Annotated in this window: 21 protein-coding genes and 1 tRNA gene; 7 read left to right on the forward strand and 15 right to left on the reverse strand. The window is 70.8% G+C overall.

The window, feature by feature from the left end; genetic code table 11:
• The first annotated feature begins 13 nt into the window (after window positions 1-13).
• Both ACFY8O_RS06330 and ACFY8O_RS06335 read left to right on the forward strand, forming a co-directional pair.
• Window positions 14-601, forward strand: coding sequence for a class IV adenylate cyclase (locus ACFY8O_RS06330; RefSeq protein ID WP_387899355.1), 588 nt, complete (start codon window positions 14-16; stop codon window positions 599-601).
• A 16-nt stretch (window positions 602-617) separates the two neighbouring features.
• Window positions 618-989 (forward strand): hypothetical protein, encoded by a 372-nt coding sequence (locus ACFY8O_RS06335; RefSeq protein WP_387899358.1) that lies wholly within the window; start codon window positions 618-620, stop codon window positions 987-989.
• Between the two features lie 108 nt (window positions 990-1097).
• Here ACFY8O_RS06335 and ACFY8O_RS06340 read toward each other — a convergent pair whose 3' ends face one another.
• From ACFY8O_RS06340 to ACFY8O_RS06360, 5 genes are all read right to left on the reverse strand, one after another.
• Entirely contained in the window at window positions 1098-2822 is a 1725-nt protein-coding gene (locus ACFY8O_RS06340; protein ID WP_387899361.1) for a relaxase/mobilization nuclease domain-containing protein, read from the reverse strand.
• A 5-nt stretch (window positions 2823-2827) separates the two neighbouring features.
• Window positions 2828-3376: a MobC family plasmid mobilization relaxosome protein gene (locus ACFY8O_RS06345; protein ID WP_387899364.1), complete on the reverse strand. Its 549-nt coding sequence runs from the start codon at window positions 3374-3376 to the stop codon at window positions 2828-2830.
• Window positions 3377-3697: 321 nt separating this feature from the next.
• Window positions 3698-4552: a DUF2637 domain-containing protein gene (locus tag ACFY8O_RS06350; protein ID WP_387899367.1), complete on the reverse strand. Its 855-nt coding sequence runs from the start codon at window positions 4550-4552 to the stop codon at window positions 3698-3700.
• 490 nt (window positions 4553-5042) lie between these two features.
• Window positions 5043-6347 (reverse strand): DUF3631 domain-containing protein, encoded by a 1305-nt coding sequence (locus ACFY8O_RS06355; protein WP_387899370.1) that lies wholly within the window; start codon window positions 6345-6347, stop codon window positions 5043-5045.
• Window positions 6348-6580: 233 nt separating this feature from the next.
• The gene (locus tag ACFY8O_RS06360) at window positions 6581-6811 is read right to left on the reverse strand and encodes a hypothetical protein (RefSeq protein WP_329868146.1); all 231 of its coding nucleotides are present in this window, start codon (window positions 6809-6811) and stop codon (window positions 6581-6583) included.
• 94 nt (window positions 6812-6905) lie between these two features.
• Between ACFY8O_RS06360 and ACFY8O_RS06365 the strand changes: the two genes are divergently transcribed.
• Together ACFY8O_RS06365 and ACFY8O_RS06370 are read left to right on the forward strand one after the other, a co-directional pair.
• Window positions 6906-7607 (forward strand): transcriptional regulator, encoded by a 702-nt coding sequence (locus tag ACFY8O_RS06365; RefSeq protein ID WP_387899373.1) that lies wholly within the window; start codon window positions 6906-6908, stop codon window positions 7605-7607.
• Window positions 7604-9253, forward strand: a complete 1650-nt coding sequence (locus ACFY8O_RS06370; RefSeq protein ID WP_387899376.1) for a tyrosine-type recombinase/integrase — start codon at window positions 7604-7606, stop codon at window positions 9251-9253. Before ACFY8O_RS06365 ends, ACFY8O_RS06370 begins: the two co-directional genes overlap by 4 nt.
• Before the next feature lie 165 nt (window positions 9254-9418).
• Here ACFY8O_RS06370 and ACFY8O_RS06375 read toward each other — a convergent pair whose 3' ends face one another.
• Together ACFY8O_RS06375 and ACFY8O_RS06380 are read right to left on the reverse strand one after the other, a co-directional pair.
• The gene (locus tag ACFY8O_RS06375) at window positions 9419-11080 is read right to left on the reverse strand and encodes a hypothetical protein (protein ID WP_387899379.1); all 1662 of its coding nucleotides are present in this window, start codon (window positions 11078-11080) and stop codon (window positions 9419-9421) included.
• 1110 nt (window positions 11081-12190) lie between these two features.
• A tRNA-Thr gene (locus ACFY8O_RS06380) sits at window positions 12191-12268 on the reverse strand.
• Window positions 12269-12446: 178 nt separating this feature from the next.
• Between ACFY8O_RS06380 and ACFY8O_RS06385 the strand changes: the two genes are divergently transcribed.
• The 3 genes from ACFY8O_RS06385 to ACFY8O_RS06395 all read left to right on the forward strand — a co-directional run bounded on the left by ACFY8O_RS06385 (window position 12447) and on the right by ACFY8O_RS06395 (window position 14977).
• Window positions 12447-13583, forward strand: a complete 1137-nt coding sequence (locus ACFY8O_RS06385) for an ABC transporter ATP-binding protein (protein ID WP_145804533.1) — start codon at window positions 12447-12449, stop codon at window positions 13581-13583.
• Between the two features lie 224 nt (window positions 13584-13807).
• A complete protein-coding gene (locus ACFY8O_RS06390) occupies window positions 13808-14221 on the forward strand; it encodes a hypothetical protein (protein WP_099174121.1) in 414 nt (137 codons plus the stop codon).
• A gap of 36 nt (window positions 14222-14257) precedes the next feature.
• Window positions 14258-14977 (forward strand): nucleotidyltransferase family protein, encoded by a 720-nt coding sequence (locus ACFY8O_RS06395; RefSeq protein WP_387899384.1) that lies wholly within the window; start codon window positions 14258-14260, stop codon window positions 14975-14977.
• A gap of 234 nt (window positions 14978-15211) precedes the next feature.
• Here the strand turns inward: ACFY8O_RS06395 and ACFY8O_RS06400 are convergent, their stop codons facing one another.
• From ACFY8O_RS06400 to ACFY8O_RS06435, 8 genes are all read right to left on the reverse strand, one after another.
• Window positions 15212-16834, reverse strand: a complete 1623-nt coding sequence (locus ACFY8O_RS06400) for a DoxX family protein (protein ID WP_387899387.1) — start codon at window positions 16832-16834, stop codon at window positions 15212-15214.
• Between the two features lie 60 nt (window positions 16835-16894).
• Entirely contained in the window at window positions 16895-17245 is a 351-nt protein-coding gene (locus tag ACFY8O_RS06405; protein ID WP_387899390.1) for a dTDP-4-dehydrorhamnose 3,5-epimerase family protein, read from the reverse strand.
• A gap of 325 nt (window positions 17246-17570) precedes the next feature.
• Window positions 17571-18527 (reverse strand): 23S rRNA (guanosine(2251)-2'-O)-methyltransferase RlmB, encoded by a 957-nt coding sequence (rlmB, locus tag ACFY8O_RS06410; protein ID WP_356736833.1) that lies wholly within the window; start codon window positions 18525-18527, stop codon window positions 17571-17573.
• A 105-nt stretch (window positions 18528-18632) separates the two neighbouring features.
• Window positions 18633-20033, reverse strand: coding sequence for a cysteine--tRNA ligase (gene cysS / locus ACFY8O_RS06415; RefSeq protein ID WP_387899393.1), 1401 nt, complete (start codon window positions 20031-20033; stop codon window positions 18633-18635).
• Window positions 20034-20093: 60 nt separating this feature from the next.
• Window positions 20094-21521 carry an MDR family MFS transporter gene (locus ACFY8O_RS06420; RefSeq protein WP_387899396.1) on the reverse strand — a complete coding sequence of 476 codons (1428 nt, stop codon included), beginning with the start codon at window positions 21519-21521 and terminating at the stop codon, window positions 20094-20096.
• Entirely contained in the window at window positions 21518-23230 is a 1713-nt protein-coding gene (locus tag ACFY8O_RS06425; protein ID WP_387899399.1) for an ABC transporter permease subunit, read from the reverse strand. The genes ACFY8O_RS06420 and ACFY8O_RS06425 overlap by 4 nt, the downstream gene beginning before the upstream one ends.
• Before the next feature lie 4 nt (window positions 23231-23234).
• Complete coding sequence (locus ACFY8O_RS06430; protein ID WP_387899401.1) at window positions 23235-24743, reverse strand: ABC transporter substrate-binding protein; 1509 nt, start codon at window positions 24741-24743, stop codon at window positions 23235-23237.
• A gap of 30 nt (window positions 24744-24773) precedes the next feature.
• Complete coding sequence (locus tag ACFY8O_RS06435; protein WP_387899637.1) at window positions 24774-25352, reverse strand: GNAT family N-acetyltransferase; 579 nt, start codon at window positions 25350-25352, stop codon at window positions 24774-24776.
• Window positions 25353-25586 lie beyond the last annotated feature (234 nt).

A 25586-nucleotide genomic window follows, 5' to 3' on the forward strand; every position in this document is an offset into this window, starting at 1 on the left:
GAAGGAAGAACCCGTGAAGCACGAGTACGAGGCCAAGTTCCTCGCCATCGACGTTACCGGCCTCCAGGCCAAGCTGACCACCCTGGGCGCCACTCAAGCGTTCCCGCGTACCCTCCTGACCCGCAAGATCTTCGAGAACGACGCACTCGAAGGAGGCGCCTGGGTGCGGCTGCGGGATGAGGGCACTCGATCGACGCTCACGCTCAAGCAGGTCACCGACGCCACCACGATCAACGGCACCACCGAGATCGAGACCGAGGTCACCGACCTGCACGCCATGGCCGAGATCCTGCGCAGCCTCGGCATGCGCGAGGTCCGTTACCAGGAGAACTACCGCGAGGAATGGCGCCTCGGAGAGGTCGCCTTCGACTTCGACACCTGGCCGGACCTCCCCACCTTCGTCGAGATCGAGGGCCCCGACGAGGCATCGGTCCGCCAGGCAGCCGCCCTGCTCGACCTCGACTACTCCGAGGCCCGTTTCGGCAGCGTCGATGAGATCTACAAGAGCGAGTCCGGCCGGGACATCCTGGCCGAGCCCACTCTCCTCTTCGCCGACGCCGACAAGCAGGCTCCGGCCGGGGCAGCTGTCCCGAGCGAGTGATCTTGAGGACCGAGCTGTGTTGATAGAACTGGCCGTGACGCCTCGGGTCATACCCGGCATCGCCGAGTTCGCGCGCGGCGGTCTCCCCGCTGCGGCAGACACTGACGACGGCAATACGTGGACGGACGGATTCTGCTGGCTCTACTGCGGCCAGCGCTGGACCCGTGTGCTGTGGATCGGCCCGGTGAGTGTGGCCGGCGCGCAGGCAGCCATGTTCGCGTGCGGCCCGTGCATCCGCGTTTTGCAGGAGCAGGTCTGGCAATCCCTTCTCCTTCACGATGAACCGGCTCGTCAGGCCCCGGCGAGCACGGTCCCCGCGCCCGAGCAACCTGGCGAACGCCGTGTCGGAAGACATCGCGCGCGGGGCGGCCTGTTCAGTCGTGGATAAGGCCGTCGGAGGCATCGAGCCGGTGCCGCCCCCACAAGTGCTCTCGGAACAATGGCGCTCTCCGGCGGCTGGGCCGGTCACCAGGCGTGGTGACCGGCCCAGCCGCGGTCAGCGGCGAGGTCGGCTCGGCTGACTCGTGGGGGCGGTTGCCGCGCGCGGCTGGGTGCCATGGGGCGGCGCGCTGAAGGCTGAGGCGGTGGCGCTTCGCAGGCGGGCTGCTTCGGCGCGGCGGTTGGGTACGGGGTTGCGGCTGGTGTGCTGGATGCGGGTGATCAGGACACGAGCGGGCCTGTGGGCGGTGCTGAGCTCGCGGCGGACGGCGGCTTCTTTGAGGAGCTGGTGGGGTTTGTGGCCGCCGGCTTCGGCGTCGGCGAGGACCGTGGCGAGCGCGGGCCAGCCGGGGTCGGAAAGGATCCGCTCGGCGTGTTCGGGGACAGCTGCACGTACGTCGTTGGCCAGGATGCGACGGGTCTCCTCCTTGAAGGGCCGTGCTGCCAACTCGGTGAGCGTCGGACTGAGCGCGTCGGCGGCGGCTGACTGCAGGTGCTGAACGGCTTGGCGGGCGGCGTCGGCCTGGTGAGCGTGCCCCTTGGCCTCGTGCCAGCGTGCAGCAAGGATGGCGGCCCAGAGGAGTGCGGCGGTCAGGGCTGCAAGGGCGCTGCCCTCGGGGCCGGTGGCGGCGTGTGCGATGTCGCGGGCGGCGGTCCGCAGGGCATGGGCGGCACGATCTTCGGCTCGGACTTGTGACCACTGGGCACGGGCGAATGCCGCACTGGCTGAGCGCAGTTGAGCACGATGGTCGGCGGGCGCCGCCTGGGCGGTGGCTTCGAGCAGTTCGCCCAGAGCGCCGATGTTCGCTTGCATCCGTGCATCCTCGTCGGCGCTCGTGGAGGTGGACTCTGTGTGGAGGGTGTCGAGGGCTTCGGTGGCCTGATCCCAGGGAGTGATGGGTCGGTCGCGGCGGGCGGTGGGGTGTTCCTCGGGGGCGCCGGTCTCCAGGCGGGCCCTCAGCTTGGGCAGGGACAGGTCGGGGGCGATCTTCCCGCCGGGGTGGTAGATCTGCTCGCCGTCCTTGTTCAGGTCGCCGGGGCGGCCTACGGCGTAGCCGAGGAGGTCTCCGGAGGGGCCGCAGCGGGGCTTGACCAGGATGTCTCCGGCTTCGAGGTAGGCGAGGAGTTCCTCGGTGGTGGTGGCGTGGGGGATGGCGGCGCGGATGCGGTCCTGGAGCCATTCGCGGCTGGTCTGCTCCCAGCCGAGGCGATCGGCTTTGTGCATCTCGGCTTGGGTGGGGCGCCGGGTGCCGGTGCGGTCGCCCTTCTTCAGGCGGCGCAGCCCGTAGTCCTTCTCGATCTCCCGGCAGGCGTCGCCGACGCGGATGCCGCTGTCGTGGAGTTTGGGGCGTCGGCCGTCTTCGCGGACGGTGGTAGCGAGGATGTGGATGTGGTCGTCGGCGTGGCGTACGGCGATCCACCGGCAGGCAAGATCGTCACCTTCGGGGGCGATGCCGGCTGCCTGGACGATGCGTTGGGCGATCTCGCCCCACTCGGTGTCGGAGAGGTGGCGGTCTTCGGGTGCTGCGCGGACGGGGCAGTGCCAGACATGGTCGGTGACAGGCTTGCCGAACTCGCTGTTGCGCAGGCGTACGGGCTCGTCGAGGTGGCGGCTGAGTTCGGTCAGGGTGGCGTTCTCGTCTCGGCCGGGGTCGGGCATGCCGAGCATGGCGAAGCCGGTGACGAGGTGCGGGTCGAGGTGTTCGTCGTGCCGGCCGGGACCGTAGAGGTAGGCGAGCAGACCGCGGGTGTTGGACCCAGCCGGTTTGATGGCGGCGATCACGCGGATCAGCCCTCCCTCGGGTCGGAGGGTCCGCGCAGGGCCTCGGCGATCAGGCTGAGCAGGTGGTGGAGTTCGTCGAGGCGCTGGCGAATGTCAGGCGGGGTGAGGTCGCTGTTGAGCGCGCGGGCGATCTGATTGACGTTGGCTCCGATGCGGTTGAGGGCGCGCAGAACCTGGGCACGGAACATGTGGGTGCGGCGGCGGTCCTCGGACAGGGGGAGGTTCGCGGTGAAGCGGCCGTCGACGAAGGCGAGCACGATGTCGGCGGCGAAGCCCGATTCGCCCTTGTAGCCGTGCTCAGCTACGGCCTCGCGCAGGCTGGAGCGCTCGTCGTCGGTGAAGCGCAAGGGGCCGACGCGCTCAAGGCGCGCGTCGCCGGTGAACCGGCGGATCGTTGGCTGGACTCGCTGCACAGAGGGTTCGCCGACGACGGGGTCAGCAGGCGTCGGGCGGAGGATCATTTGCTGGGCGGCGTGAAGCCTGTCCGGGTCGGGGCCTTCCTCGGCCCCGGCCACTTGGTCCGGCGCCCCCTGTCGCTGGGCCGTCTCCGCCACCCCCGGGGCGGAAACCCCCGAAGACCGGCCTTGAGTCGGACTCGGGGTACTACTGGCTCCGCCAGGAGCCGTCCGTCCGAACGCCCGCCGCAGACGTGCGAGCAACGTGGGGGACTGCGCTGACGCGGAAGGCTCAGCGTGGGTGTCGTCGGGCAGATGCTGGTTGTGCGTCAAGGGAGCTGCTCCAGGTACGGCTGGGCGAGCGGGGCGGGGATGTCTGCGCGGCGGGGCCATCGCGTTGTCCACAGGTGTGAAAATCTGCGGGCCGGTTGGCCGTGCTCGGGTGACCGGATGGGTTCCGGTCACCCGAGCAGGCCGGCGTCAGCGCCTGGATACCTCGATACCGGCAGCTTCGAGTTCCGGCCGAAGCCTCTCCATCACCTCGGTCTGCCGCTCACTGCCGATCGTCAGGTCTCGGTCCTTCACAGCCGCTCGGAGCAGGCCGCGCGTGAGTTTGCCGTGCTGATGACCGGTGGCCCGGCCGATATCCGTCAGCTCCGCGATGGTCGCCTTCGGCGGTCGGCCACCGCTCGGCTTGCTCTCCGGCACCTGGGGTGCGGGTTCCGTCCGCTCGTCACTCGGGGCTTGCGCACCATCGGGAGCTGCGTCCGGCCGGTGGCTTTGGCTGAAGCCGCCGACTGGTCGCTCCTGCGCCTGTACGGAACCGGTGTCCGAATCTTCGTCTGACAGTGCGACGAGCTGGTGGATCTGTCGCATCAGGACGCCGAAGGCGACCATCGCGGCGGCCGGAGGAACGGCTGCGACCACGTAGTCGAGGAACGGTACGGTGCCCACGTTCCCGGTGCCGCTGACCCCGGCGACGTTCAACGCGATGGAGCTGACCGATCCGGCGGCGGTCACGGCGATCGCCCAGGGGTCGGTGACGCGGCGCAGTGCTGCGCGCAGCATGAGCAGTTCGCCCGCGATGATGAACGCGTCCAGGGTGGCGGGCCAGGCCCAGCGGCGGATGGGGGATGCTCCGAGCCCGTGCTGGCCGGCGACGTCGGCGAGGTGCGCGTAGGAGAGCCAGAACGCTCCGGCTGTCAGGGCGACGATGACGATGCCGGCCGCGCCGAGCACGAGCTGTTCGGCGTCAGCACGCTCCTTCGGCTGCCTTTCGGTGCGGTCGTCCTCTCGTAGCTGTGGTGATGGCGTGGTGAGGTGCGGGGCGGTCAAGCGGGAAGCTCCTGGGGGTAGTGGTGTGGGGCGTCTTTGCCGTCTCGGCCGTTGCACGTGCAGGTCAGCGCGGGACGGCAGCGCTCCGGACGTGCCGTCTCGGCAGGCAGCGCGTGCGTCTTGTCCCGACTCGGGACAGGGAAGTGGCGGCTCCCGATCCGGGTTCTGCCGACGAGCAGGGCCAGGTCTTGTTCCGACTCCGAACAAGGAGGCGCCGCCTGGGTTCGGTCTCTTCCTTGGGTCGGCTTGCCTCCTGCCGGGACGGCTGCGTTGCGGCAGCCGTCCCGGGGAGCAGGACTGCGACCAGCGGCGATACGGCAAGGACGCCTGGGACGGGGCAAGACGGATCCGGGCGGTATCCCCTGGCGGGCTGCCAGCGCGGGGACGTCTGCGTTGCCGTCTTGCCCTCGGCTGCCGTCTTGCCGGTGCGTGCTCTGACCTGCGAGATCACGGCAGGGACGGCAAGTACGGCAACCAAGAAGGGTGGAGTTCAGCCTTCGCCGCGAGGGGCATCGGCTGGGTGGACGGTGGGGCAATACCGCCGCCACGCGTCGAGGAATTTGTTGCGCGTATAGCCCTTGCGCTGCGACCGGTCAGCCATGCGCACGTTGCCGGGCCGGATGTCGTAGTCGCGCAGCATCCCGCTGAGCTCCCGGGAGGTCAGGCCGTAGCGCCCCCGCTCTCCCCACGGGGCTTCAGCGTCCGCGTTCAGGTAGTGCAGGAGATCCTCGGTGGAGAGGCTGTCCGCCTCCCGCTGAGCGAAGAAGACCCGCCGGATGTCGGCGAGGATGCGCGCCCCACTGGGGTGGTCTTCCTCGGCTGCCACTTCGGCGGCAACCATCCGCGCGCACGCGACCCGCGCGAGCCGGGGCCAGCGACCGCCCGCCAGATCGGCGACGGTCACCAGGGGCTCCCAGGTGTCGGCAGCACGATCCTCTACCGGCATGCCCGGCTCCAGGTTCGCGGCATCCTCCAGCAGCGGGCGGGCCCAGGCGTGGATGCGGTCGCGCAGCTCGTGCAGGGCCGGAATGTCGCGCCGCGAGCGGAAGGGTTTGACCTTCTCCCCCTCGGCCCTGCGGCGCATGCGGATGACGACCGACCGGTCCATGACCGTGTCCGGGAGGTCCCCGATTCCCGCGATGGCCGCCATGGCGAAGGTGGCGAACTTGTGCGGGGTGTGGTCGTTGCCGACGACCCGGGTGACGTACCGGCCGCGCTGATGGCCGGCGTTGAGGAGGCCGCGTGTCTCCTCGTTCTTCTCCGCGACCTTGGAGCCGAAGATGGTGTCGGCCTCGTCCACCAACAGCGTCGGCGGCTCCTCGCCGTCGATGGAGCGGAAGATGGCCGCTGGTGTGGTGTTGATGGTGAGCATCGGCTCGTGGACCGTCTCGGTCAGCACGTCCAGGAGCCGCGACTTGCCGCAGCGCTTCGCCGGCCCCACCACCGCCAGCCGTGGGGCGTGCTGCCACGAGGGCTGGAGATGCGTTGCCACCACCCACAGGGTGATCGCATCCAGCGCCTCGGATGAGGGTGGGATCACGAACTGGGCTATCTGGGAGCGCAGTTCGTCCAGCAATTCCGAGCCGGATGTCGGTTCCGCGTCCGGTATGGACTCCAATCCGCTCGCCGGATCCGCCTCGCTGGCGCTGCCGTCGGCCGTACCGTCGCCCGGGTCCGCCGTGGCGCTGCCGGCCTGAGTGGGGCGCAGGTGGGCGCCGGGCTGGCCGGGGATGGCTGTGGTGGGCCAGGCCGCTCGGGCAGGGGTGGAATAGGGCTCGGGGTTCTCGGGTTGCACTGGGCGGCTCCTCGTCTGGCGGTCTCGGGCTTGCACGCCCCTGCCGCCGGGTCGGTTCTCATGGGATTGCTGGGGAGTCCTGGGGCCTCCGGCGTTGCACCGCCGGAGGCTCTCCCTCTTCTCTCGGGCTTTTCGGCACCGCGAGCGACCACGGACAGTACGTCCAAGCCGCACCACAGTCCAGCGTTTCTGTGTCAGCTCAGCGCAGAAGCGTCTGCTATGCGGCAGGCAGTTCATGCCGCCAGTCCCAGCAGGGCCAACAGGTCTGCGGTCACCACCCGGTAGGCGTTCCCGAGCCTGAGCACCTTGCACGGGTACTGGCCACGCTTGGCCAGCTCGTACCCCTTGCTCCGCCCAAGCCCCAGCGCCCGGTTGCCTGTCTCCAGGTCAACGGCCGCAGGCAGCTCCAGAAGCTCCCCGCGACTCATTCCCTTCACTCGGCCGACCTCTTCGTTCTCGCGCATACGTGCTCCATCCATCACTGAGCCCACGGCGAACGCGGCTGCCGCGTCCGTCTCCAGGTCTTGGAATCAACGCTAGGCGAGTTAATGTGTCTTCATGACACAGCGCCGTAGCGACCATAGATCCAAGAAGGCCGACGACGAGGACGACGTCCTGGAGTGGGTGGACCAAGTCATGGCCACCGTGGCTGCAGAGGTCCGCAGACGACGGAGGGAACTGGGTTGGAGCGCGCAGGACTTGGCCGACAAGTGCGAGGAGATGGGTCACCCCATCCCCCGCAACGTCATCGCCAACATGGAGTCCAGGCGCCGCTCCAACCTGCCCCTGGTCGACGTCATGGTTCTGGCCCAGGCGCTGAACACGCCGCCCATCTGCCTCATCTACCCCGTCGGCTACGTCGACGACGTGCAGCGACTTCCGCTCCAGGACTCCACCTCCCCCCTGGACGCGCTGCGCTGGTTCACCGGGGAGGAGACCGAACTCGGCGCGGACGACGACATGCTCCGCTACTTCCGGGCCCACCAAGCCGCCCAGGAGCGACTGCGGAGCGCGCGACGCGACGAGGAGTACGCCCGCTACCACGCACAGACCGCGCCGAATGCCGACCGGAAGGCCGAGGCCCTCCGTTCCCAAGCCCGTGCCGCCGAGGCGGCCGACGGCGCCGCAAGCCGCCTGCGCAGAGTTCGCGCCTTCATCGAGGAAGAGGGCGTCACGCCCCCGTTTCTTTGGCCGGACGTGGCCGACGTAATCGACTCACCCGGGACCGATCCCGATACCACCGAGGAGAACGATCTTTGAAGGGCTCCACCTATCGCCGCTGCTCCTGCCGCGACCCCAAGACCGGCAAGGAACTCGGCACCTCCTGCCCCAAGCGCAACAGCAGGAACCACTGCACCTACTCCATACGCCAGGAGCTGCCATCCCGCGAGGACGGCAGCCGGTGCTCCTTCGCCCGGGGCGGGTACAGCAGCCTCAAGGCGGCTCAGGCCGACCTCGACCACGTACGCGCCCTCTTGGGGCTGGCCCAGTCGGACGACCCCGAGGGCATCGACCTCATCGCCGAGATGCTGGCCGAGGTCAGCCGCGAACGGTCGCCTCTGCCCGAGGTCGAGGAGACGAGGCGGCGGCTCAACGCCGGCCAGGACCTCATCGGCAGCCTGACCGTCGCCGAGTGGCTCGACCGGTGGCTGACCGGCAAGCGCATACGCAAGTCCGGCCTCAACCGCTACGAGACCGACATCCGCATCCACCTGAAGCCGCACATCGGCAACCGCCGTCTGGACCGGCTGCGCGTCAGCCACCTCAGCGAGATGTTCGCCGACATCCGCGACACCAACGCCCAGATCCTGGAGGACAACACTCAGCGACGTGCCGCACTCGACGAGCTGGCGACCGTCCCGTGGAAGGGCGTGGAGAACCGTGCCCGACGTAAGGCGATGAAAGCGGCCATCGACGAGATGGCGCCCTTCCGCCGCATCACCGGACCAGCCACGCGCCAGCACGTCAAGGCAACCCTCCGGGCATCGCTGAACGACGCGATCGGGCAGCAGATCATCACTTTCAACCCCGCCGCCCACGTCGAGATCGACCCCGCACGCAAGCCGAAGGCGCTCGTGTGGACCGACGAACGGGTCACCAAGTGGGAGCAGACGGGCGAGAAGCCGTCGCCCGTCATGGTCTGGACACCCCAGCAGACCGGCGCCTTCCTCGACTTCGTCGCCGAGGACCGGCTGTACGCGATGTGGCACCTCATCGCCTTCCGCGGCCTGCGCCGGGGCGAGGCGTGCGGGCAGCCATGGTCGGAGACGAACCTCGACACTCACTCCCTCACCGTCTCCTCCCAACTCGTGCAGGACGGCTGGGACATCGAGGCATCCGATCCCAAGACCGACAGCGGCTACCGCGTGGTCGCGCTCGACGACGACACCGTTGACGTACTGAAGCGCTACCGCGAACGGCAGGGCCGAGACCGCGAGAAGTGGGGTACGGCCTGGGTCGAGACCGGCCACGTCTTCACCCAGGAAGACGGCTCCTGGCTCCACCCGGGCAAGGTCACCGACCTCTTCGAGCGCCTTGTCGCCGCTTCCGGCCTCCCGCCGATCCGACTGCACGATCTGCGTCACGGTGCGGCGACGCTCATGCTCGCCGCCGGTATCGACATCAAGATCGTGTCGGACACCCTCGGCCACAGCGACACCCGGATCACCCGGGACATCTACCAGAGCGTCCTGCCCCACGTCGGCAGGAGCGCCGCCGAGGCCACCGCGAAGCTCGTCCCCCTCCAGCGCAAGGCCGAGGCCGAGAAGGCCGCGCTCAAGGCCGCGAAGAAAGAGAAGGCCAAGAAGGCCGCGGCCAAGAACGCCGGCAGGGCCAAGGGCGGCAAGGCGGGCAGCAAGGCGAAGGCCCAGGCCAGGGAGGCCAAGCGCCGGAAGTCCAAGAAGTAGGTGGCCGAGCGCCACGCTTACCAATCGCACACGCAGCGGCTCGGCGTTCCGCCCTGCGGGTGCGGCAGTAGGGTCCGCCGATGGGTCCAAGCGAGCAGCCTCCGGCCCATGCGAGGAAGGGCCCTGGGGCGACACCTCCATGGGGTGTGTCGCCCCAGGACTGGGTCAGCCGGACTCGCGCCCGAGTGACAGGACCATTTCCGGAAGCTCCCGCAGGTCAATCGAGATCTGCGTCAGCTGCACAACGAGTTCAGCCGCCCGAGCCTCCGGCATCGGCCGGCCAATGCCCGCTGCACGGGCGTGAGCGCGTACCTCGTCCAGGAACTCGGGTACCAGCTTGACCCCTTCCTGCAGCCCGTCGATCGTTGCCGCGATCTCGCGCAGAAGTCGTGCCACGGCAGCGGTATCGCTCTCCGGAGGCGGAGCCGTGGCACCTGGGTCAGCCTTGATCACGATGCGGCCTCGGACGGCCGCGGCCTTCGGGAAGACCTCGTTGAACCAGTCGCGGCTCGCCTCACCCTCGACGGTGTCGCCCTCCGCGTCGATACGGCGTGGCTGGTCACGACCCTCGTCCATCGTCGCCGCGATCTCTCGGAGAAGGCCCAGAGCGCGAGTGCGGTCGGCTCGCATCGCCTTTAGCGCGTTGGCAGTTCCTCGCCGAATCCTCAGCGCAACTTCCTCACCGTCTTCATCCTCGCTTGCAGCAGCGTGGACACGCTGCGCACCCATTGAGCCTCGGTCTGCTTCGACGATGTCGAACGCGGCCAGCCAGTTGGGTGCGCGGTAGAGGAGCAGTTCATCGAAGGCCACCACATCGGTCTCGGCGTCCTCCAGAAGGTCCGTCAGGATGCGCTCGGAAGGCGCGATGCCTTCTCTGGCTGTCTTGACGTCGAGTACGTCTGCGACACGCGGGTTCCACGGAGTTGAGAAGCTGACCGAGGTAAGAGCAGACCACGCGCGCAGTCGCTGATTCACATGTTCGCGGTTCAGCTGCGAGGGTGGGGGTTCGCTGAGGGAGGCACGAATAGCCCTACGTCGGGCAGTCTCCGTCTCTGTCGGGAAGAACTCCGTGAGCAGCCGCATCGACCGGATATCACGCTGAACAGAGATAGTCGCACCGACGGGCATCCCAGGGAGTTCACTGAGCGGCAGGTCACCGGTCAGGACATCCGCGGTGACTGGGTCAAGGATGCCCTCGTTAACGTAAGCACCGATGATCGTTCGGCCCAGCGCACGCGCCCGGTCATTGGGCTTGAACTGCAGTGGCGGATGCACGTGATCACGGCGGTTGCTGGTTTGCACGATCTGGTATAGCCGCTTCGGTGTTGGACTGCCAATCACCAGGTCGGAATCCACCACGGCCACCATGCGGGCACGGTAGGCACGTGCACTCACGTCGTCGTCAGCGACAGCCCGGCTGAGCTCTTCGTTCAGCTGGTCGGAGACCCTCTTCGACCAGAACGACGGATTGACCGACACGTCGTGCCCGCCTGCTCCGAGCTTCTCCATCGGAACGCCCGTCAGTACCTCCGCTGACGTCAGCCCGAAGAGGCTTTGCCTCGCCATCGTCCGGTTATTGCCACGTACTGCAGCCCATCCCCAGAAGTCCTGCTGGGGTTCTCCGGACCCGCTCGCGTCCTCAGCGGGGGTCACAGCCTGCTGTGCCACGTACAGGCACGGCTCGATCTGCCCGTTGAGCGCAAGGTCTTCTTGCAGATCGTAGGGACGGTCGCCGTCACGGGTGCCGAGCTCGTTGGCCGCACGCTCCACGACAGCAATGAGGTCCGCTCGACTGGCAACCTCGGTACGTAGAGCAGCAAAGGCCATCTCTTCCCCCTGGGCCGAGTGAACGGTCCATGCCCTGAGGGGTGGAAGAGCACGAGCTGGACCACCGATGGGATTGGCAGGGGACCGCCAGGCAGTACTCTGGCGCTCGTTCCGCTCCCAGACCATGCCGGCGTATCCAACCAACGGGACGGTCATGACGACCATGCTCCCGGCGTTGGTAGAGATCGACCGCACTCGTTCGGGACGCAGTCTGGCCGGTGTGTCGTGTGAGGCGCGAGTAATCAGGTCTTTCGGGCGACTGACGAACGGAGCGACGGCTTCCACTGCTGGCCTGGGCACATTGACCCCAGGCGTTGCAAGAACCGCGTCCGTGAACTTCTCTTGCCACTCCCGAGTCGGCGGTGGCGGGAAATGGGCTTCGTTGGTCGGTGCCATCAAGGCTGTGGGCCTTCCGAAATCGGCGGCCCAACGCGTGTGCAGGTAGCACGTCACGAGCACGAGCCGGGCCGCTGTCAACCAGCGGTTCCTTCAACCACTGGGAAGTGGGCCCCGACCTCGGAAGATCTGGTGCCGCCAGGCCGGTCACAATCCGCCTGACCGGCGGCACTTACCTACCTGGACGCCCTCTGTACTGATGCCCCGCACGGTCTTTTCCCCTGGCCGCCCGACGGCGGTGTGGGGTACGGCGACGGCCCTCCTGAGACTTCCGGCACGGGCCTTGCGGGCACACGCCAGCAACGGGCGCGCTCCGTGAACAGTTGTAGCACTATGTGTTCTTCCGTGTACGGCAAATACGAGAAGTGAAGGTCGCCTCCCTTGCCCCCGTACTCAGCGGCACTCGGATCACATGGGACACCCACAAGAACGCCCAAGCCCAGGCCGCCAAGAGCGCCTCCAGGCTGGTCCGCTCTGTCTAGCGGGAGACCTAGGCAGAAGAAGCGGCCCGCAAGGCGGAGACGACACAGAGGAAGGCCCAGTGCCACGAACTCGAAGAGGCCGAAACGGAAGAGGCAGTCGAAGTGGGGTCCGCCGGCCCGCTTGCTCGCGCACCGCTCACGCAGGCCCTCTCGCCACACCCCAACCATCCGGCACACCAGCCTCCGGACAACAGAAAACCCCAGGTCACGGACACCGTGACCTGGGGTTTCGTGGAGCCCCCTGTCGGATTCGAACCGACGACCTACGCATTACAAGTGCGTTGCTCTGGCCGGACTGAGCTAAGGAGGCGTGCGGGAGCAGTGTAACCAACAGCGCGGCCGGAATCCGCGCCATATTCGAGACCTCAGGCCTACTGACAGATCCCAAAACGCCAGGTAGCGTCACCTCAGGTTCACTCCAGTGGACCACACCACTCCCTTACTCGGATCGTCCGGCACGTTCCTGCCGGTGGAGGAGAAGAATCGCCATGGCCAGTGTCACGTTCGACAAGGCGTCCCGCGTCTACCCCGGCTCCACGAAGCCGGCTGTGGACCAGCTCGAGATCGACATCGAGGACGGCGAGTTCCTCGTCCTCGTCGGTCCTTCCGGTTGCGGCAAGTCGACCTCCCTGCGCATGCTCGCGGGTCTGGAGGACGTCAACGGCGGTGCGATCCGCATCGGTGACCGCGACGTCACGCACCTGCCCCCGAAGGACCGGGACATCGCCATGGTGTTCCAGAACTACGCGCTCTACCCGCACATGTCCGTCGCGGACAACATGGGCTTCGCGCTCAAGATCGCCGGTGTGAACAAGACCGAGATCCGGGCGAAGGTCGAAGAGGCCGCCAAGATGCTGGACCTCACCGACTACCTGGACCGCAAGCCGAAGGCGCTCTCCGGTGGTCAGCGCCAGCGCGTGGCGATGGGCCGCGCCATCGTGCGTGAGCCGCAGGTCTTCCTCATGGACGAGCCGCTGTCGAACCTCGACGCCAAGCTCCGCGTGTCGACCCGTACGCAGATCGCCTCGCTGCAGCGCCGCCTCGGCATCACCACCGTCTACGTGACCCACGACCAGGTCGAGGCCCTCACCATGGGTGACCGTGTCGCGGTCCTCAAGGACGGTCTCCTCCAGCAGGTCGACTCGCCGCGCAACATGTACGACCGCCCGGCGAACCTCTTCGTGGCCGGCTTCATCGGCTCCCCGGCCATGAACCTCGTCGAGGTCCCGATCACCGACGGTGGTGTGAAGTTCGGCAACAGCGTCGTCCCGGTCTCCCGCGAGGCGCTGACCGCCGCCGCGAACCGCGGTGACACCACCGTCACCGTCGGCATCCGCCCGGAGCACTTCGACATCGTCGAGCACGGTGGCGCCGCCGCGACCGGCCTCTCCAAGGCCTCCTCCGACGCCCCGGCGGGCCTGGCGGTCTCCGTCAACGTCGTCGAGGAGCTCGGCGCCGACGGCTTCGTCTACGGTGGCGCGCAGGTCGGTGGCGAGCACAAGGACCTGGTCGTCCGCGTCGGTGGCCGCGCCGTTCCGGAGAAGGGCACCGAGCTGCACGTCGTGCCGCGCCCGGACGAGCTGCACGTCTTCGCGACGTCGACCGGTGAGCGTCTGACCGCCTGATCCGCAGGAACCACGCCCACGGCCCCCGTCCTTCTCCAGGACGCGGGGCCGTTTGCGTGGCGCGGGCGGAATCGGGTTTTGGATCGGCGGGGCGCCAAATACCCCGGCACACCGGTCAATTCGACCTGCCTCGTCAACCTGTGATTCGAAAAGTCCCCTCGAACCATCCCCCGCAAGGGTGACGAAATGTCGCCACGTCGTCACTGGCCGCTACGCTCGCCTGCGTGACCCACACCGCGCGCCGCATCGGCCGAACCCTCGCCCTCGTACTGCCCGTCGTCATGGTGCTGTCCGGGACCCTCGCGGTCACCCGCGTGCAGTGGTCGGGGCAGGACACCGAGACCCAGTTGCTGACCGCCGCATCGGAGACCGTGTCGAAGCAGGCGAAGGCACGTGCTCCGCAGGACGTCCTGCGCGACAAGCTTCTGCTGGAGCTCCGCGAGAAGGACCCGGGTGCCGCGCTGACGAGCCTGCAGCGCACCGTCGAGGGCCGCCCCTCGCTGGCGAAGCACTGCATGTCGATCGCCAAGGCGCTGGGCAAGGCCGCGGTCGACCAGTACGGCCCGACGCGCGCCCACCGCTTCTCCCGTCCGGTCTGCGACACCTCCTTCGCCTCGGGAGTCGCTCAGTTCAGCTGAGCCGGGTGTGTCCGGGCACGGCATATCGTGCCTGGCATGCATACGTATCCGACGCAGGCCGTGATCCTGGCGGGTGGTCAGGGCTCGCGGCTGCGCCCGTACACCGATGACCGTCCCAAGCCGATGGTCGAGATCCCGGGGACCGGGACCCCGATCATCGGCCATCAGCTGTCCTGGCTGGCCGCCGAGGGCGTCACCGACGCCGTGGTCTCGTGCGGCCATCTCGCCGATGTGCTGCAGGACTGGCTGGCGTCCGCCGATCTTCCGTTGCGTGTCACGACCGTCGTCGAGACCGAGCCGCTGGGCCGGGGCGGCGGTCTGAAGCATGCCGCGACGCGGCTGCCCGATCCGTCGGAACCCTGGTACGCGACCAACGGCGACATCTGGACCCGCTTCTCGCTGCGGGAGATGGCCGCCTTCCACGCCGAGCGGGACGCCGTCGCGACGCTCGCTCTGGCCCGTCCGCGGATCCCCTGGGGTGCCGTGGAGACGGACACGTTCGGGCACATCACGGACTTCATCGAGTCGCCGCCCTCGCCGTATCTGATCAACGCGGGTGTGTACGTCTTCGCGCCGGCCTTCACCTCGATGCTGCCGGACCGCGGCGACCACGAGCGCACCACGTTCCCCAGGCTGGCCCGGGAGCGACGGCTGGCCGGGTACCCGCTGCCGCACGGGGCGTACTGGCGGGCGATCGACACCGCGAAGGACCTCACGGAAGCGGCCAAGGAACTCGGCGCCCACGCGGGCAGCTGAGCACCCGGCGGACGAGAGAGCCGCGGCGCCCAGGTGGGCAGCTGAGCGGGCCCGTGCGGACGAGAGGCCCACATTGCACCCGCGGGCACCTGAGCGCGCCCGGCGGGACGACAGCCCGCAGCGCACCTGCCGGGGCTTCGCGCGGCGGCAGGTGCGCTGGGGAGACGTAGCCGAGGGCGGCCACCGGATGTCCGGTGACCGCCCTCGTGGTGTGCGGTGCCTTCGTGGCCCTGCTCAGCCGAGCAGGCCGCCGATGGGGTTCTGGCCGGCGCCTCCGGAGGAGGAGGATCCGCCGTCGGAGTCACCGCCGTCCGAACCACCGGTCGTGCCGCCGGAGCTCGTGGACCCGGAGGAGCTGGGGCCGGTGTCACCGGTCGGGGGCTCCTGCGGGGCCGGTTCCTGCGGAGGTGCCTGGCCGGTGCCCTGGGTCTGGCTGGGGCCCGCGCTCGCGCCGGCGGAGGGGGCGGACTCGCTCGCCGGGCCGGAGCCCGGCGTGGACTCCTCCGCCGAGGGGGTGCCGGGGGCGCTGGAGGGGGTCGTCTCCGGGGTGCCGCCTTCGGGGGTGCGGGAGGGCTTGCGCTTCTTGCCCTTGGTCTCGTCGGGGAGGGGCGAGCCAGGGAGCTGGTTGGTCGGGTAGCTGTCGGGGCCCGGCACGGTGACGACCTCGGTGGAGCGGACCGCACCGCCCAGCATCGAACCGACCAGCAGGGTCAGGCCGACCACGACCGTGGCGACGACCGTGCCGCGCCGCAGCACCCGGCGGCGGAGGTCCCAGATCTCGGAGCGCGGGCCGAGCGTGCGCCAGGCCTCTCCGGCGAGGCGGCCGTCCAGGGAGTAGACGGGGGCGCCGGCGATGACGAGCGGGCTCCAGGCGGCCAGCAGGATGATGTCGGGGGTGTCGTAGGCGGCGGCGGTACGCCAGCTGACCGTCACCAGGAGGGCGGCGGAGAGCAGGGCGCCGAAGGCGGCCGCGACCCGCTGCCAGAGGCCGAGGACGGTCAGGACACCGACGATCACCTGGAGGAAGGCGACGGAGAGCCCGGAGCCCACGGGGTGGGACAGCGCGAAGTCCCGCAGAGGTTCGGCGAGGGCCCAAGGGTGCAGCGAGGTCAGCCACTTGACCATGGAGCCGCGGTCGCCGCCGTCGAAGTAGGCGGGGTCGCAGAGCTTGCCCATGCCGGCGTAGATGGAGAGGAAGCCCAGGATGACGCGCAGCGGCAGCAGGACGACGCCGAGGTTCATCCGGCGCCCCGGGTAGTAGGCGTGCCGGACGTTGTCGGCGTGGCGCCGCTCCCCGGTGGAGGCACCGCCCCTCGCCTCGTCGTCGGGGCCTTCGTGGGTGACGTCGTACGCGTCGTCGCGCGGGGTCTCGACGGCGTCGTAGGCGCCGACGGCCTGCCGCATGGGCGGCAGGAGTGGTCCGCTACGGCCGCCTCCGGGCTGGTGGGGCGGCCGGATGAGGGGGTTGGGCTGGGTCTCGTCGAGGCGCGGGATGACCTGCGTGCCGCCGCCCGCGTCGTCGTACCCCGGGCCGAAGTCGCCGCCGGAGCGGGTGTCGAGATGGCCGGCGGTGGAGTTCCGTACGGCCTGCAGGAGTCCGGTGGCTCCGGGGTCGCCCGGCTCGGACCTGCCGCTCCAGACGACGGGGGCCCGCCTCCGTCCTCCCGCGCCGCTCATGGCGGGGATCCTGGCCGGTGCGGGGCCGCCGACCGGGCGCAGCCGGGTGCGCTGACCCGGGGCGAGCTGTACCCGGAAGCTGGCGTGGCTGACGATGACCTGCGCGGGGTCGCTGTCCACCTTTGTCATGCTCAGGGCGGGTTGGTCGTCGAACCGAGGCGTTCTGGTGTCCACACTCATCTAACCGAGTGATGTGTGATTAGGACACTGCCTTGACGCGTCCGAAGTGTCCGAGACCCGTCAATACGTCTCCGCGCGGATCGGGTTCGCGCGCGAGAGGGGCCCTGGGTGAGTGGGGGCGTACCCCGCCCCGGCCGCTTCCTGCGGGGGACACCGCGTTCGTTCCGGCGCCCAGCCCTCGGACGGCCGACGAAGTTCCGGTCGGCGGCGTCCGGTCGTACCCCCTCCCGGCGCCCGTCCATGGGGTGAGGCGATGCGGAGATCTGCTGCCGCATCGAGTACGGCGCCCCGCAGACAGGTGACGTACGTCGTCCGGCCGGGCGGCAGTCCGGCGTAGTGGATTGCGCGTAGCGCCCCGTGCCGGAAAGCGTGCGGGGCGAAGGGCGGGCGCAACGGGCGTTGCCCGTGCACCGGTTCCGCAGCAGACGGTGCGCGCGGCCAAGGCCGGCCCCAGCCGACGGTCCACGCGACCCGGGGGCGGTCCCGGCCGACGGTCCACGCGGCTCAAGGCCGGCCCCCGCCGACGGTGTAAGGCCTCACGGCACGCCCACCGCCGGTCGCCCTGCGCGTCACGGCCGGTGGCGCCCCGCCCCTCGTCGGCCGCCCGCGAGGAACAGGCCGGTGCGCGTGGCGGCCGGCCTGACGACGGGCCCGCGCCCTGCCGTCCGGCTGCGGGCGTCCTCGCTGAGCAGCGCCGCGGGGCCCGTGACTACGGGTCCCCACGGCGTCCGGTGGCTCACGCCCTGCGGCGGGCCACCTCGTAGAGCACGATGCCCGCGGCGACACCGGCGTTCAGGGACTCCGCGCCGCCCGGCATGGAGATCCGGACCCGGTAGTCGCAGGTCTCGCCGACCAGACGGCCCAGGCCCTTGCCCTCGCTGCCGATCACGATGACGACCGGACCGGCCAGCTCCTCCAGGTCCTCGACGGTGTGCTCGCCGTCGGCGGCGAGACCGACGACCGTGAGACCGGCCTTCTGGTAGCCCTCCAGGGCGCGCGTCAGGTTGGTGACCCGGGAGACGGGGGTCCGGGCCGCGGTGCCGGCCGAGGACTTCCAGGCACCGGCCGTCATCCCGGCCGCCCGGCGCTCGGGGACGACGACACCGTGGCCGCCGAACGCGGAGACGGAGCGGACGATCGCACCCAGGTTGCGGGGGTCGGTGACGCCGTCGAGCGCGACGATCAGCGGGTCCTCGTTGTTGTCGTACGCCGCGGCCGTGAGGTCCTCGGGGTGCGCGTACTCGTACGGCGGGACCTGGAGGACGAGGCCCTGGTGGTTCAGGCCGTTCGTCATGCGGTCCAGCTCGGGGCGCGGGGCCTCCATCAGGTGGATGTTGCCGCGCTCACCGGCGAGCTGGAGCGCCTCGCGGACCCGCTCGTCGTTGTCGATGTACTGCTGGACGTAGAGGGTGGTCGCGGGGACGCCGTCGCGCAGCGCCTCGAAGACCGGATTACGGCCGACGACCATCTCCGACGTGCCCTTGGCACCGCCACGGCGCGGGGCGGGACGGCGGGCCGCGGCCTGCTTGGCCTGGGCGTTGGCCACCCGGTTCTTCTTGTGTCCCTTACGGGCGGAGGCGGGCGGCGTCGGTCCCTTGCCTTCGAGACCACGGCGTCGCTGGCCACCGCTGCCGACCTGCATGCCCTTCTTGTTGGACGTGCGGCGGTTCCTGCGCTGGCTGTTCCCGGCCATGACCTACCTGTTTCGTTGCTTCAGAAAAACGTCGTCAAGTGAAAGTGTGCCGCCCGGACGGCCGGGCGGCACATTTGCGCTGCTCACGCATGGTGCTGGTTCCGCTCAGCGCGGCCCGAGGGTCCACCGGGGTCCGCTGGGGCTGTCCTCGATGACGAGGCCGGACTGGTTGAGCTGGTCGCGGATGGCGTCGGCGGCGGGCCAGTCCTTGCGCTCGCGTGCCGACTGGCGCTGGTCGAGGACGAGCCGTACGAGGGTGTCGACGACGCCGTGCAGGTCCTCTCCGCGGTCGCTCTCGCCCGCCCAGTGGGGGTCGAGCGGGTCCAGACCCAGGACGCCGAGCATGGCGCGCACCTCGGCGAGGCGGGCGACGGCGGCTTCCTTGTCGTCGGCGGCGAGGGCGGAATTGCCCTGCCGGACGGTGGTGTGGACGATGGCGAGCGCCTGCGGGACACCGAGGTCGTCGTCCATGGCCTCGGCGAACGCGGGCGGCACTTCGGCGGCGGCCTCGACCGGGCCCCCGGCCTTCTCCACCACGCGCTGGACGAAGCCCTCGATCCGCGCGAACGCGGACTCGGCCTCGCGCAGCGCCTCCTCGCTGTACTCGATCATCGACCGGTAGTGCGGGGTGCCGAGGTAGTAGCGCAGGACGATCGGACGCCACTGCTTGACCATGTCGCTGACCAGCACGGAGTTGCCGAGGGACTTCGACATCTTCTCGCCGGACAGGGTGACCCAGCCGTTGTGCACCCAGTACTTCGCGAAGTCGTCGCCGAAGGCCTTGGCCTGGGCGATCTCGTTCTCGTGGTGGGGGAAGATCAGGTCGATGCCGCCGCCGTGGATGTCGAAGGCGGAGCCGAGGTACTTGTGCGCCATAGCGGAGCACTCCAGGTGCCAGCCGGGACGGCCTCGGCCCCAGGGCGTCTCCCAGCTGGGCTCCCCCGGCTTGACAGCCTTCCACATGGCGAAGTCGCGCTTGTCCCGCTTGCCGGTCTCGTTGTCGCCGGAGGGCTGGCGCAGGTCGTCGAGGTCCTGGTTGGAGAGCTCGAGGTATCCCTCGTACGAGCGGACGTCGAAGTAGACGTTGCCGTCGGCCTCGTAGGCGTGGCCCCGCTCGATGAGGCCCCGCATCATCTCGATCATCTCGGGGACGTGCCCCGTGGCGCGCGGTTCGTACGTGGGCGGGAGGCAGCCCAGGGCGTCGTAGCCGTCGTTGAACGCGCGCTCGTTCTCGTAACCGATGGACCACCAGGGGCGGTTCTGCTCGGCGGACTTCTTGATGATCTTGTCGTCGATGTCGGTGACATTCCGGATGAACGTCACGTCGTAGCCGCGGTATTCGAACCAGCGGCGCATGATGTCGAAGTTCAGCCCGGACCTGATGTGCCCGATGTGCGGGGCGGCCTGGACAGTCGCGCCACAGAGGTAGATCGAGACACAGCCCGCTGTGAGCGGGACGAAGTCACGGATCTGCCGGGCGTTGGTGTCATGCAGGCGAATAGTCACTCCTCAAGGGTAGTGGGCCCGCACCAGTGCCCAGCGCCCCCTGTGGAAAACGTGTCACAACTAATCGGTGACGCCGGTGACGGGCCCCGGTGCGCGGCGGCCCGCGGGCAGGGTCAGGGCCAGTCCCGCACCGGCCAGGGGGACGGCGGCGAGGACCGCCCACAGGAGGGGACCGGGTGCGTCGAGCAGCGTTCCGGTGGCCGCGCTGCCCACCAGGACGGCGAGGCCGGACACGGAGGACAGAGCCCCCGTGGCGAGCCCGAGCCGGCGGTCGTCCACCAGGTCGGGTACGAGCCCCCGCGCGGCCGGGACCAGCAGCATCTGCCCGAGCGTGAGCAGGACGACGAGCGCGGCACCGGGAAGCAGCCCCGCGGGCCCGCCGGGGGCGATCGGCACGACGGCGAAACCGGCGGCGACCACCCCGAGACCCGCGACGAGGGCGGTGCGGGGCGTGAAGCGGCGCACGGACCAGCGGGTCAGGGGCAGCTGCGCCACGACGACGAGCAGCGAGGAGAGCGCGAACAGCCCTCCGAGCGCCCCCTGAGAGCCGGTGGCGCGCTCCACCTCGCCGGGCAGGGCGAGGTAGAGCTGGTTGTAGGAGACGAGGTAGCAGCTGTACGCGAGGCACAGCGCGAGGAACGGCCGGTTGGACAGGATGCCCGGGGGAAGGCGGGATCCCGCTCCGGCGGGCGGGACGCGGCGTGGCCCGCGCGGCATCAGGCGGGCATGTCCCGCGAGTACGCCGACGAAGACCACGGCCCCGGCGAGGCACGCCGAACGGAAGCCGCCTCCCAGGAGGAGCAGCAGGCTGCCGAGCAGCGGCCCGATGAAGGCTCCGGCCTGTCCGGCGGCGGAGAACACCGCCAGCACCTGGGCGCGCGGGGTACCGGAGGCGTGCTCCTGGGCGACGGCGGCCCGGGTGGCCTCGGACTCGACGGCCGGCGAGAAGAGGGCTGCGGCGAAGCCGATGAGGAGGACCGCGCCGATCACGGTGGTGGTCGAGCCGGCCTGGGCGAGCCAGCAGAAGCCGGCGATGCGCAGGACGCAGCCGGTGAGCACGACGGGCCGGGGGCCGTAGCGGTCGGTGAGGGCGCCGCCGACGACGAACAGGCCCTGTTGGCTGAAGGTGCGCAGACCGAGCACGAGCCCGACGAGCCATCCGGCCATGCCGAGCCCGTCACCCAGGTGGGCGGCGAGGTAGGGCAGGACGGCGTAGAAGCCGATGTTGAAGGCGAACTGGGTGGCGGTCAGGAGCCGGACGTAGGACGTGAGCGCGGACGCCTCGGTACGCGCCCCGGCGGACTCCGGGGGCGTGGGCCGCTCGCCCGGCGACCGGGCGGCCTCCCTCTGCGAGGGCGTCTCGGTACGCGGCCCGGCGCTTTCCGGGTACGCGGACGCCTCCGTACGCGCCCCCGCGGCTTCCGGGGCCGCGGGCGCCCCTGTGTCCGCCCCCGTGTCCGCCGCCGCGCGCCCCGGGTGCGCCGTCATCCTCGGCCCCTGCCGCGCACGGCCGCCGAGGTCAGCACCGCGAGGGCGCCGAGGGCGGCCAGGGCGGCGGCGGGTGCGAGGACGGCCCAGGGGGCGCGCTCGGCGTAGGCCATGTTCTCGGAGAGCATGCGGCCCCACTCCGGCGCGGGGGCCGCCGTCCCGAGTCCGAGGAAGCCGAGGGAGGCGAGCGCCAGCGCGACGGCCGGGATGCGCAGCACGGCGTGGCGTACGACCGGCGGGACGACGCCCGGCAGGATGTGGCGGCGCAGACGGTGCCACCGTCCGGCGCCGAGGGCCCGGGCCACGGCCACGTGCGGGGCGGCCCGTTCCTGCGCGCAGAGCGCGGCGGTGTGCGCGGCGAGCGGGGCCCAGGCGACGGCCGCGACGGCGCCCGCCGCACCCCAGGGGCCGGGGCCCGCGACGCCCGCGACGAGGAGGCCGGCCAGGACGGCGGGCAGCGCGTTGGCCGTCTCGATGAGCGCCCCGGCGCGGACGGCGCCGGCGACCAGGCCCAGGACCAGGGTGACCGCGCTGACGGCGACGGCGGCGAGCACGGTCCTGGCGGCGCCGTGGGCGAGGCGGGCGAGCACGTCGCGGCCCAGGGAGTCGGTGCCCAGCGGGTGGGCCGCCGAGGGGGACGCGAGCCGGGCCGCGGCGTCGGCGTGGAGAGGGTCGCGCGCGAGGCCGGTGAGGACGACGGCGGCGAACACTGCCGCCAGGACCACCGCGGCGACGGTCACCGCGTGGCGCGTCGGGAGGGCCGGTGCGACCAGCGGAGGCAGGGCGCCGTCGGTACGGGCGGGCCCGAGCAGGGCCCGGGACCCGAGCCGGGCCGCGAGGCCCGCGGCGACGCCCAGGAGGAGCAGGAACAGCACGCAGGCCTGGAGCACGGGCAGGTCCTGGGCCAGCGCGGCGGCCAGGGCCGTCCCCCCGAGCCCGGGAACGGCGTAGAGCGTCTCGACGGCGACCGCGCCCCCGGTGAGGCCGACGACGACCAGGCCGAGCTGGGGCAGCAGGGCGGGCAGGACGCGGCGCAGTGCCTGGCCGGCGATCCGGCGGGCGGGCAGCCCGTGCGCGGTGGCGGCGCGCGCCCAGGGCTCCGCGAAGGCGGCGGGCAGCGCGTCGTCCAGCAGCCGCCCGAGCAGCGCTCCGGCGGGCACGCCCATGGCGAGGGCGGGCAGGACGATCTGCTCGGGTCCGCCCCAGCCGAGGGCGGGGAACCAGCCCAGCTGCACGGCGAGGACGGTGGCCAGGACCGCGGCGAGGAGGAACTCCGGCAGCGCGGCGAGCACGGCCGCGCCGGCTCCGGCCCGGGTGGTGACGAGCCTGCGGCGGGCCCCTCGCCGGAGTGTTCCCCCGGCGAGGGCGAGCGCGAGGAGCGCGGCGACGGTGAGCGATACGCCCATGAGGGTGAGGGAGACCCCGAACGCGGACGTCACGTCGGGGCCGACCGGCTGCCCGGAGACCCAGGAGTCGCCCAGGTCGCCGCGGAGCAGTCCGGCCGCCCAGGCGCCCAGTACGCGCAGAGGGCCGCCGTCGAGTCCGGTCTCGGCGCGGATCGCGTCGAGCACCTCCGGCGTCGGCGGCCGGTCCGCGTACCGGGCGTGCAGGATCGTCAGCGCCGGATCGGTACGGGTCAGCCTGGGCAGGAGCCCGATCACGGCGACGACGGCCAGCAGCGCACCGGCCCGTCCGGCCAGGTACCTCACGCGGTCAGCCGAGGCGGGTGTCGGCGGTGATGAGCGTGCGTTCCATCGGGTCGAGCGCGACGCCTTCGACCCGGGCGCCGTCGTACCCCTGCACGAAGCGCTCGTGGACGAGCGGCACGAGTGCGTCGCTGCCCAGGACTGCGGCCTCGGCGGTCATCTCGGCGCGGTGGCGGGCGCCGGTTCCGGTCTGCGCGGCGGCCTTGCCGACGGCGGCGTCGACGCGCTCGTCGCAGAGCTGGGAGATGTTGAAGCTGCCGTCGCAGGTGAAGTCGGAGGCGAGGTAGGAGAGGGGGTCGGCGGTGTCCAGCAGGGTGTTGCGGGCCTGGATGAACGCGTCGTACTTCCCGGCGAGCGCGTCGGCCTCCAGCTGCGCGTAGTCGCGGACGACCTGCCTGACGGTGAAGCCGCGCTTCTCCAGCTGCTGCTGGACGAGCGTGGCGACCTCGGGGAGTTCGGGGCGGTTGCTGTAGGTGGCGAGGACGACCTCCACGGTGCCGGCCACCTCGTCCCGGCCGGCGGCCTTCGCCCGGCCGGAGGGCGCTGTGCGCTGCCCCGCGGCCCAGGGGACGCCGGGGCCGAGGAGGCCCTGCGCGGTGTCGGCACGGCCCTCGTACACCCCGTCGACCAGGGCCTTCGAGTCGATGGCCTCGCGGGCGGCGGCGCGCATGGACGGGTCGGCGAAGACTCCGTGCCGGGTGTTGAGCGAGAGGCCGTTGGTCCGTGCGGAGGGGAACTCGTGGACGTACGCGTCGCCGAGCAGCGACGCCTGCGATATCGGCACGTATTCGGCCACGTCGACGGCGCGCGTCCGCAGCGCGTTGGCGCGGGCGGTGCCGTCGGCGACGAACGTGACGTCGACGCCCGGGGATTCGGCCTTGTCTCCCCAGTAGTCGGCGTTGCGCTCCAGGGTGGCCGCGACCGCGCCCTTGACGTCGGTCAGGGTGAACGGGCCGGTGGCGTGCCCGGCGGGGTTCACCTTGCCGTTCTCGTACGCGCCTGCGGACAGGATCGTGAGGGACGGGTTGGCGAGCCGTTGCGGAAGCAGCGGGTCCGCGTCCTCGGTGACGATCCGTACGGTGTCCGGGGCCGTTGCCGTGGCGACCAGGCTGGTGTCGGACAGCACCCGGGGCAGCGGGGACGCCTTGCCCGCCGCGGTGAGTGACCGGACGACCGCGTCGGCGTCGACCTTCGCGCCGTCCTGGAAGACGGCGTCGCGAAGGGTGAACGTCCAGGTGGTGGGGTCGGCCTGCTTCCAGGACGTGGCCAGGGCGGGCTGGGCCGCGCCGTTGCTGTCCAGGGTGGTGAGGCCCTCGACGACGGCGAGCCGGCTGAGGGTGACCGCGTCGTCCCCGTACGGGGACATGGCCTGGGCGGGCGGGAAGGCCATGACGACCCGGAGCCTCTGCGCGTCACCGTCTCCTCCGGAGCCGCCGGAGGAGGAACAGGCGGCGAGCGGGAGCAGCAGGGCGGCGACGACCGGCAGGGTGGCGCGGCGGTTTCGGAGCAGAGGCATGACGAAGACCCTATATGAAAACGATTATCATCAGATGTTCGGGACAGCGCGGCCGTCGGCCACCGGCATCGGCAGCTCGAAGTGGACGATGCCCTGCCCTCCCCCCGGCAACCGGCGTTCGTCACAGACCTCGTGGGCCATGGAACGCCAGAACGGCTCGGCGCCCGGTACGGCCGGGTCGGTGTGCAGATACAGCGAGGTGTAGCCGCCCACCGTCGCGGCGAAGGCACCGAGCTCCCGCACCAGCGCGCGGGCGAGGCCGTGCCTGCGGTGTCCGGGGCGTACGTAGACGCGGCACAGCTGGGCCGTCGTACCGGAGGGGAAACGGTCCGCCACCCACTGCGGGTTGGGCGGTGCCTGCGGACCGCGGTCGCGCACCGCACCCGTCGCGACGACCTCGTCACCGTGCAGGGCGACCAGGAGCGTGCACCGCGGGGGCAGCAGGTAGGAGCCTTCGAGGTCGATGATGTCGGCGTGCCAGCGCGGCACGTAACCCGACCGCAGGTCGTGGTAGACGGTGTCTAGCATCACGGCCCGCGCGCCACCGATGTCCTGTGCGGTGGCGGTCCGCAGGACGTATCCGCCCGCCACCGCCGGCCCGTACGGCATGGTCGTCGTCCCGGCGCTCGCACCCACCACTGACGCTCACCCTCGCTCTCGCCCGTACGGCACCCTCACCTGCCGCACCAGCGTACGTGCAAGTGATGTGCAATAAGACGGCGGGGCTCATGCGGGGCGCGAGACGCCAGGAGCCGCCGGGGGAACCTGCCCCACGCGGAGCAGCGCACCGCGCGGCAGGTCGGCCCCGGCGTTGCCGCTCCGCGTCGGCGCCGTCCACCGCGA

The organism is Streptomyces argenteolus, assembly GCF_042902585.1.
Classification (GTDB): Bacteria; Actinomycetota; Actinomycetes; order Streptomycetales; family Streptomycetaceae; genus Streptomyces; species Streptomyces argenteolus.

Bases quoted from the DNA above. Each gene is read 5' to 3' on its own strand.
- ACFY8O_RS06360 (WP_329868146.1), bottom strand. From the start codon at position 6,811: ATGCGCGAGAACGAAGAGGTCGGCCGAGTGAAGGGAATGAGTCGCGGG.
- ACFY8O_RS06365 (WP_387899373.1), top strand. From the start codon at position 6,906: ATGACACAGCGCCGTAGCGACCATAGATCCAAGAAGGCCGACGACGAG.
- ACFY8O_RS06375 (WP_387899379.1), bottom strand. From the start codon at position 11,080: ATGGCCTTTGCTGCTCTACGTACCGAGGTTGCCAGTCGAGCGGACCTC.
- ACFY8O_RS06385 (WP_145804533.1), top strand. From the start codon at position 12,447: ATGGCCAGTGTCACGTTCGACAAGGCGTCCCGCGTCTACCCCGGCTCC.
- ACFY8O_RS06395 (WP_387899384.1), top strand. From the start codon at position 14,258: ATGCATACGTATCCGACGCAGGCCGTGATCCTGGCGGGTGGTCAGGGC.
- ACFY8O_RS06400 (WP_387899387.1), bottom strand. From the start codon at position 16,834: ATGAGTGTGGACACCAGAACGCCTCGGTTCGACGACCAACCCGCCCTG.
- rlmB (WP_356736833.1), bottom strand. From the start codon at position 18,527: ATGGCCGGGAACAGCCAGCGCAGGAACCGCCGCACGTCCAACAAGAAG.
- ACFY8O_RS06420 (WP_387899396.1), bottom strand. From the start codon at position 21,521: ATGACGGCGCACCCGGGGCGCGCGGCGGCGGACACGGGGGCGGACACA.
- ACFY8O_RS06430 (WP_387899401.1), bottom strand. From the start codon at position 24,743: ATGCCTCTGCTCCGAAACCGCCGCGCCACCCTGCCGGTCGTCGCCGCC.
- ACFY8O_RS06435 (WP_387899637.1), bottom strand. From the start codon at position 25,352: ATGCCGTACGGGCCGGCGGTGGCGGGCGGATACGTCCTGCGGACCGCC.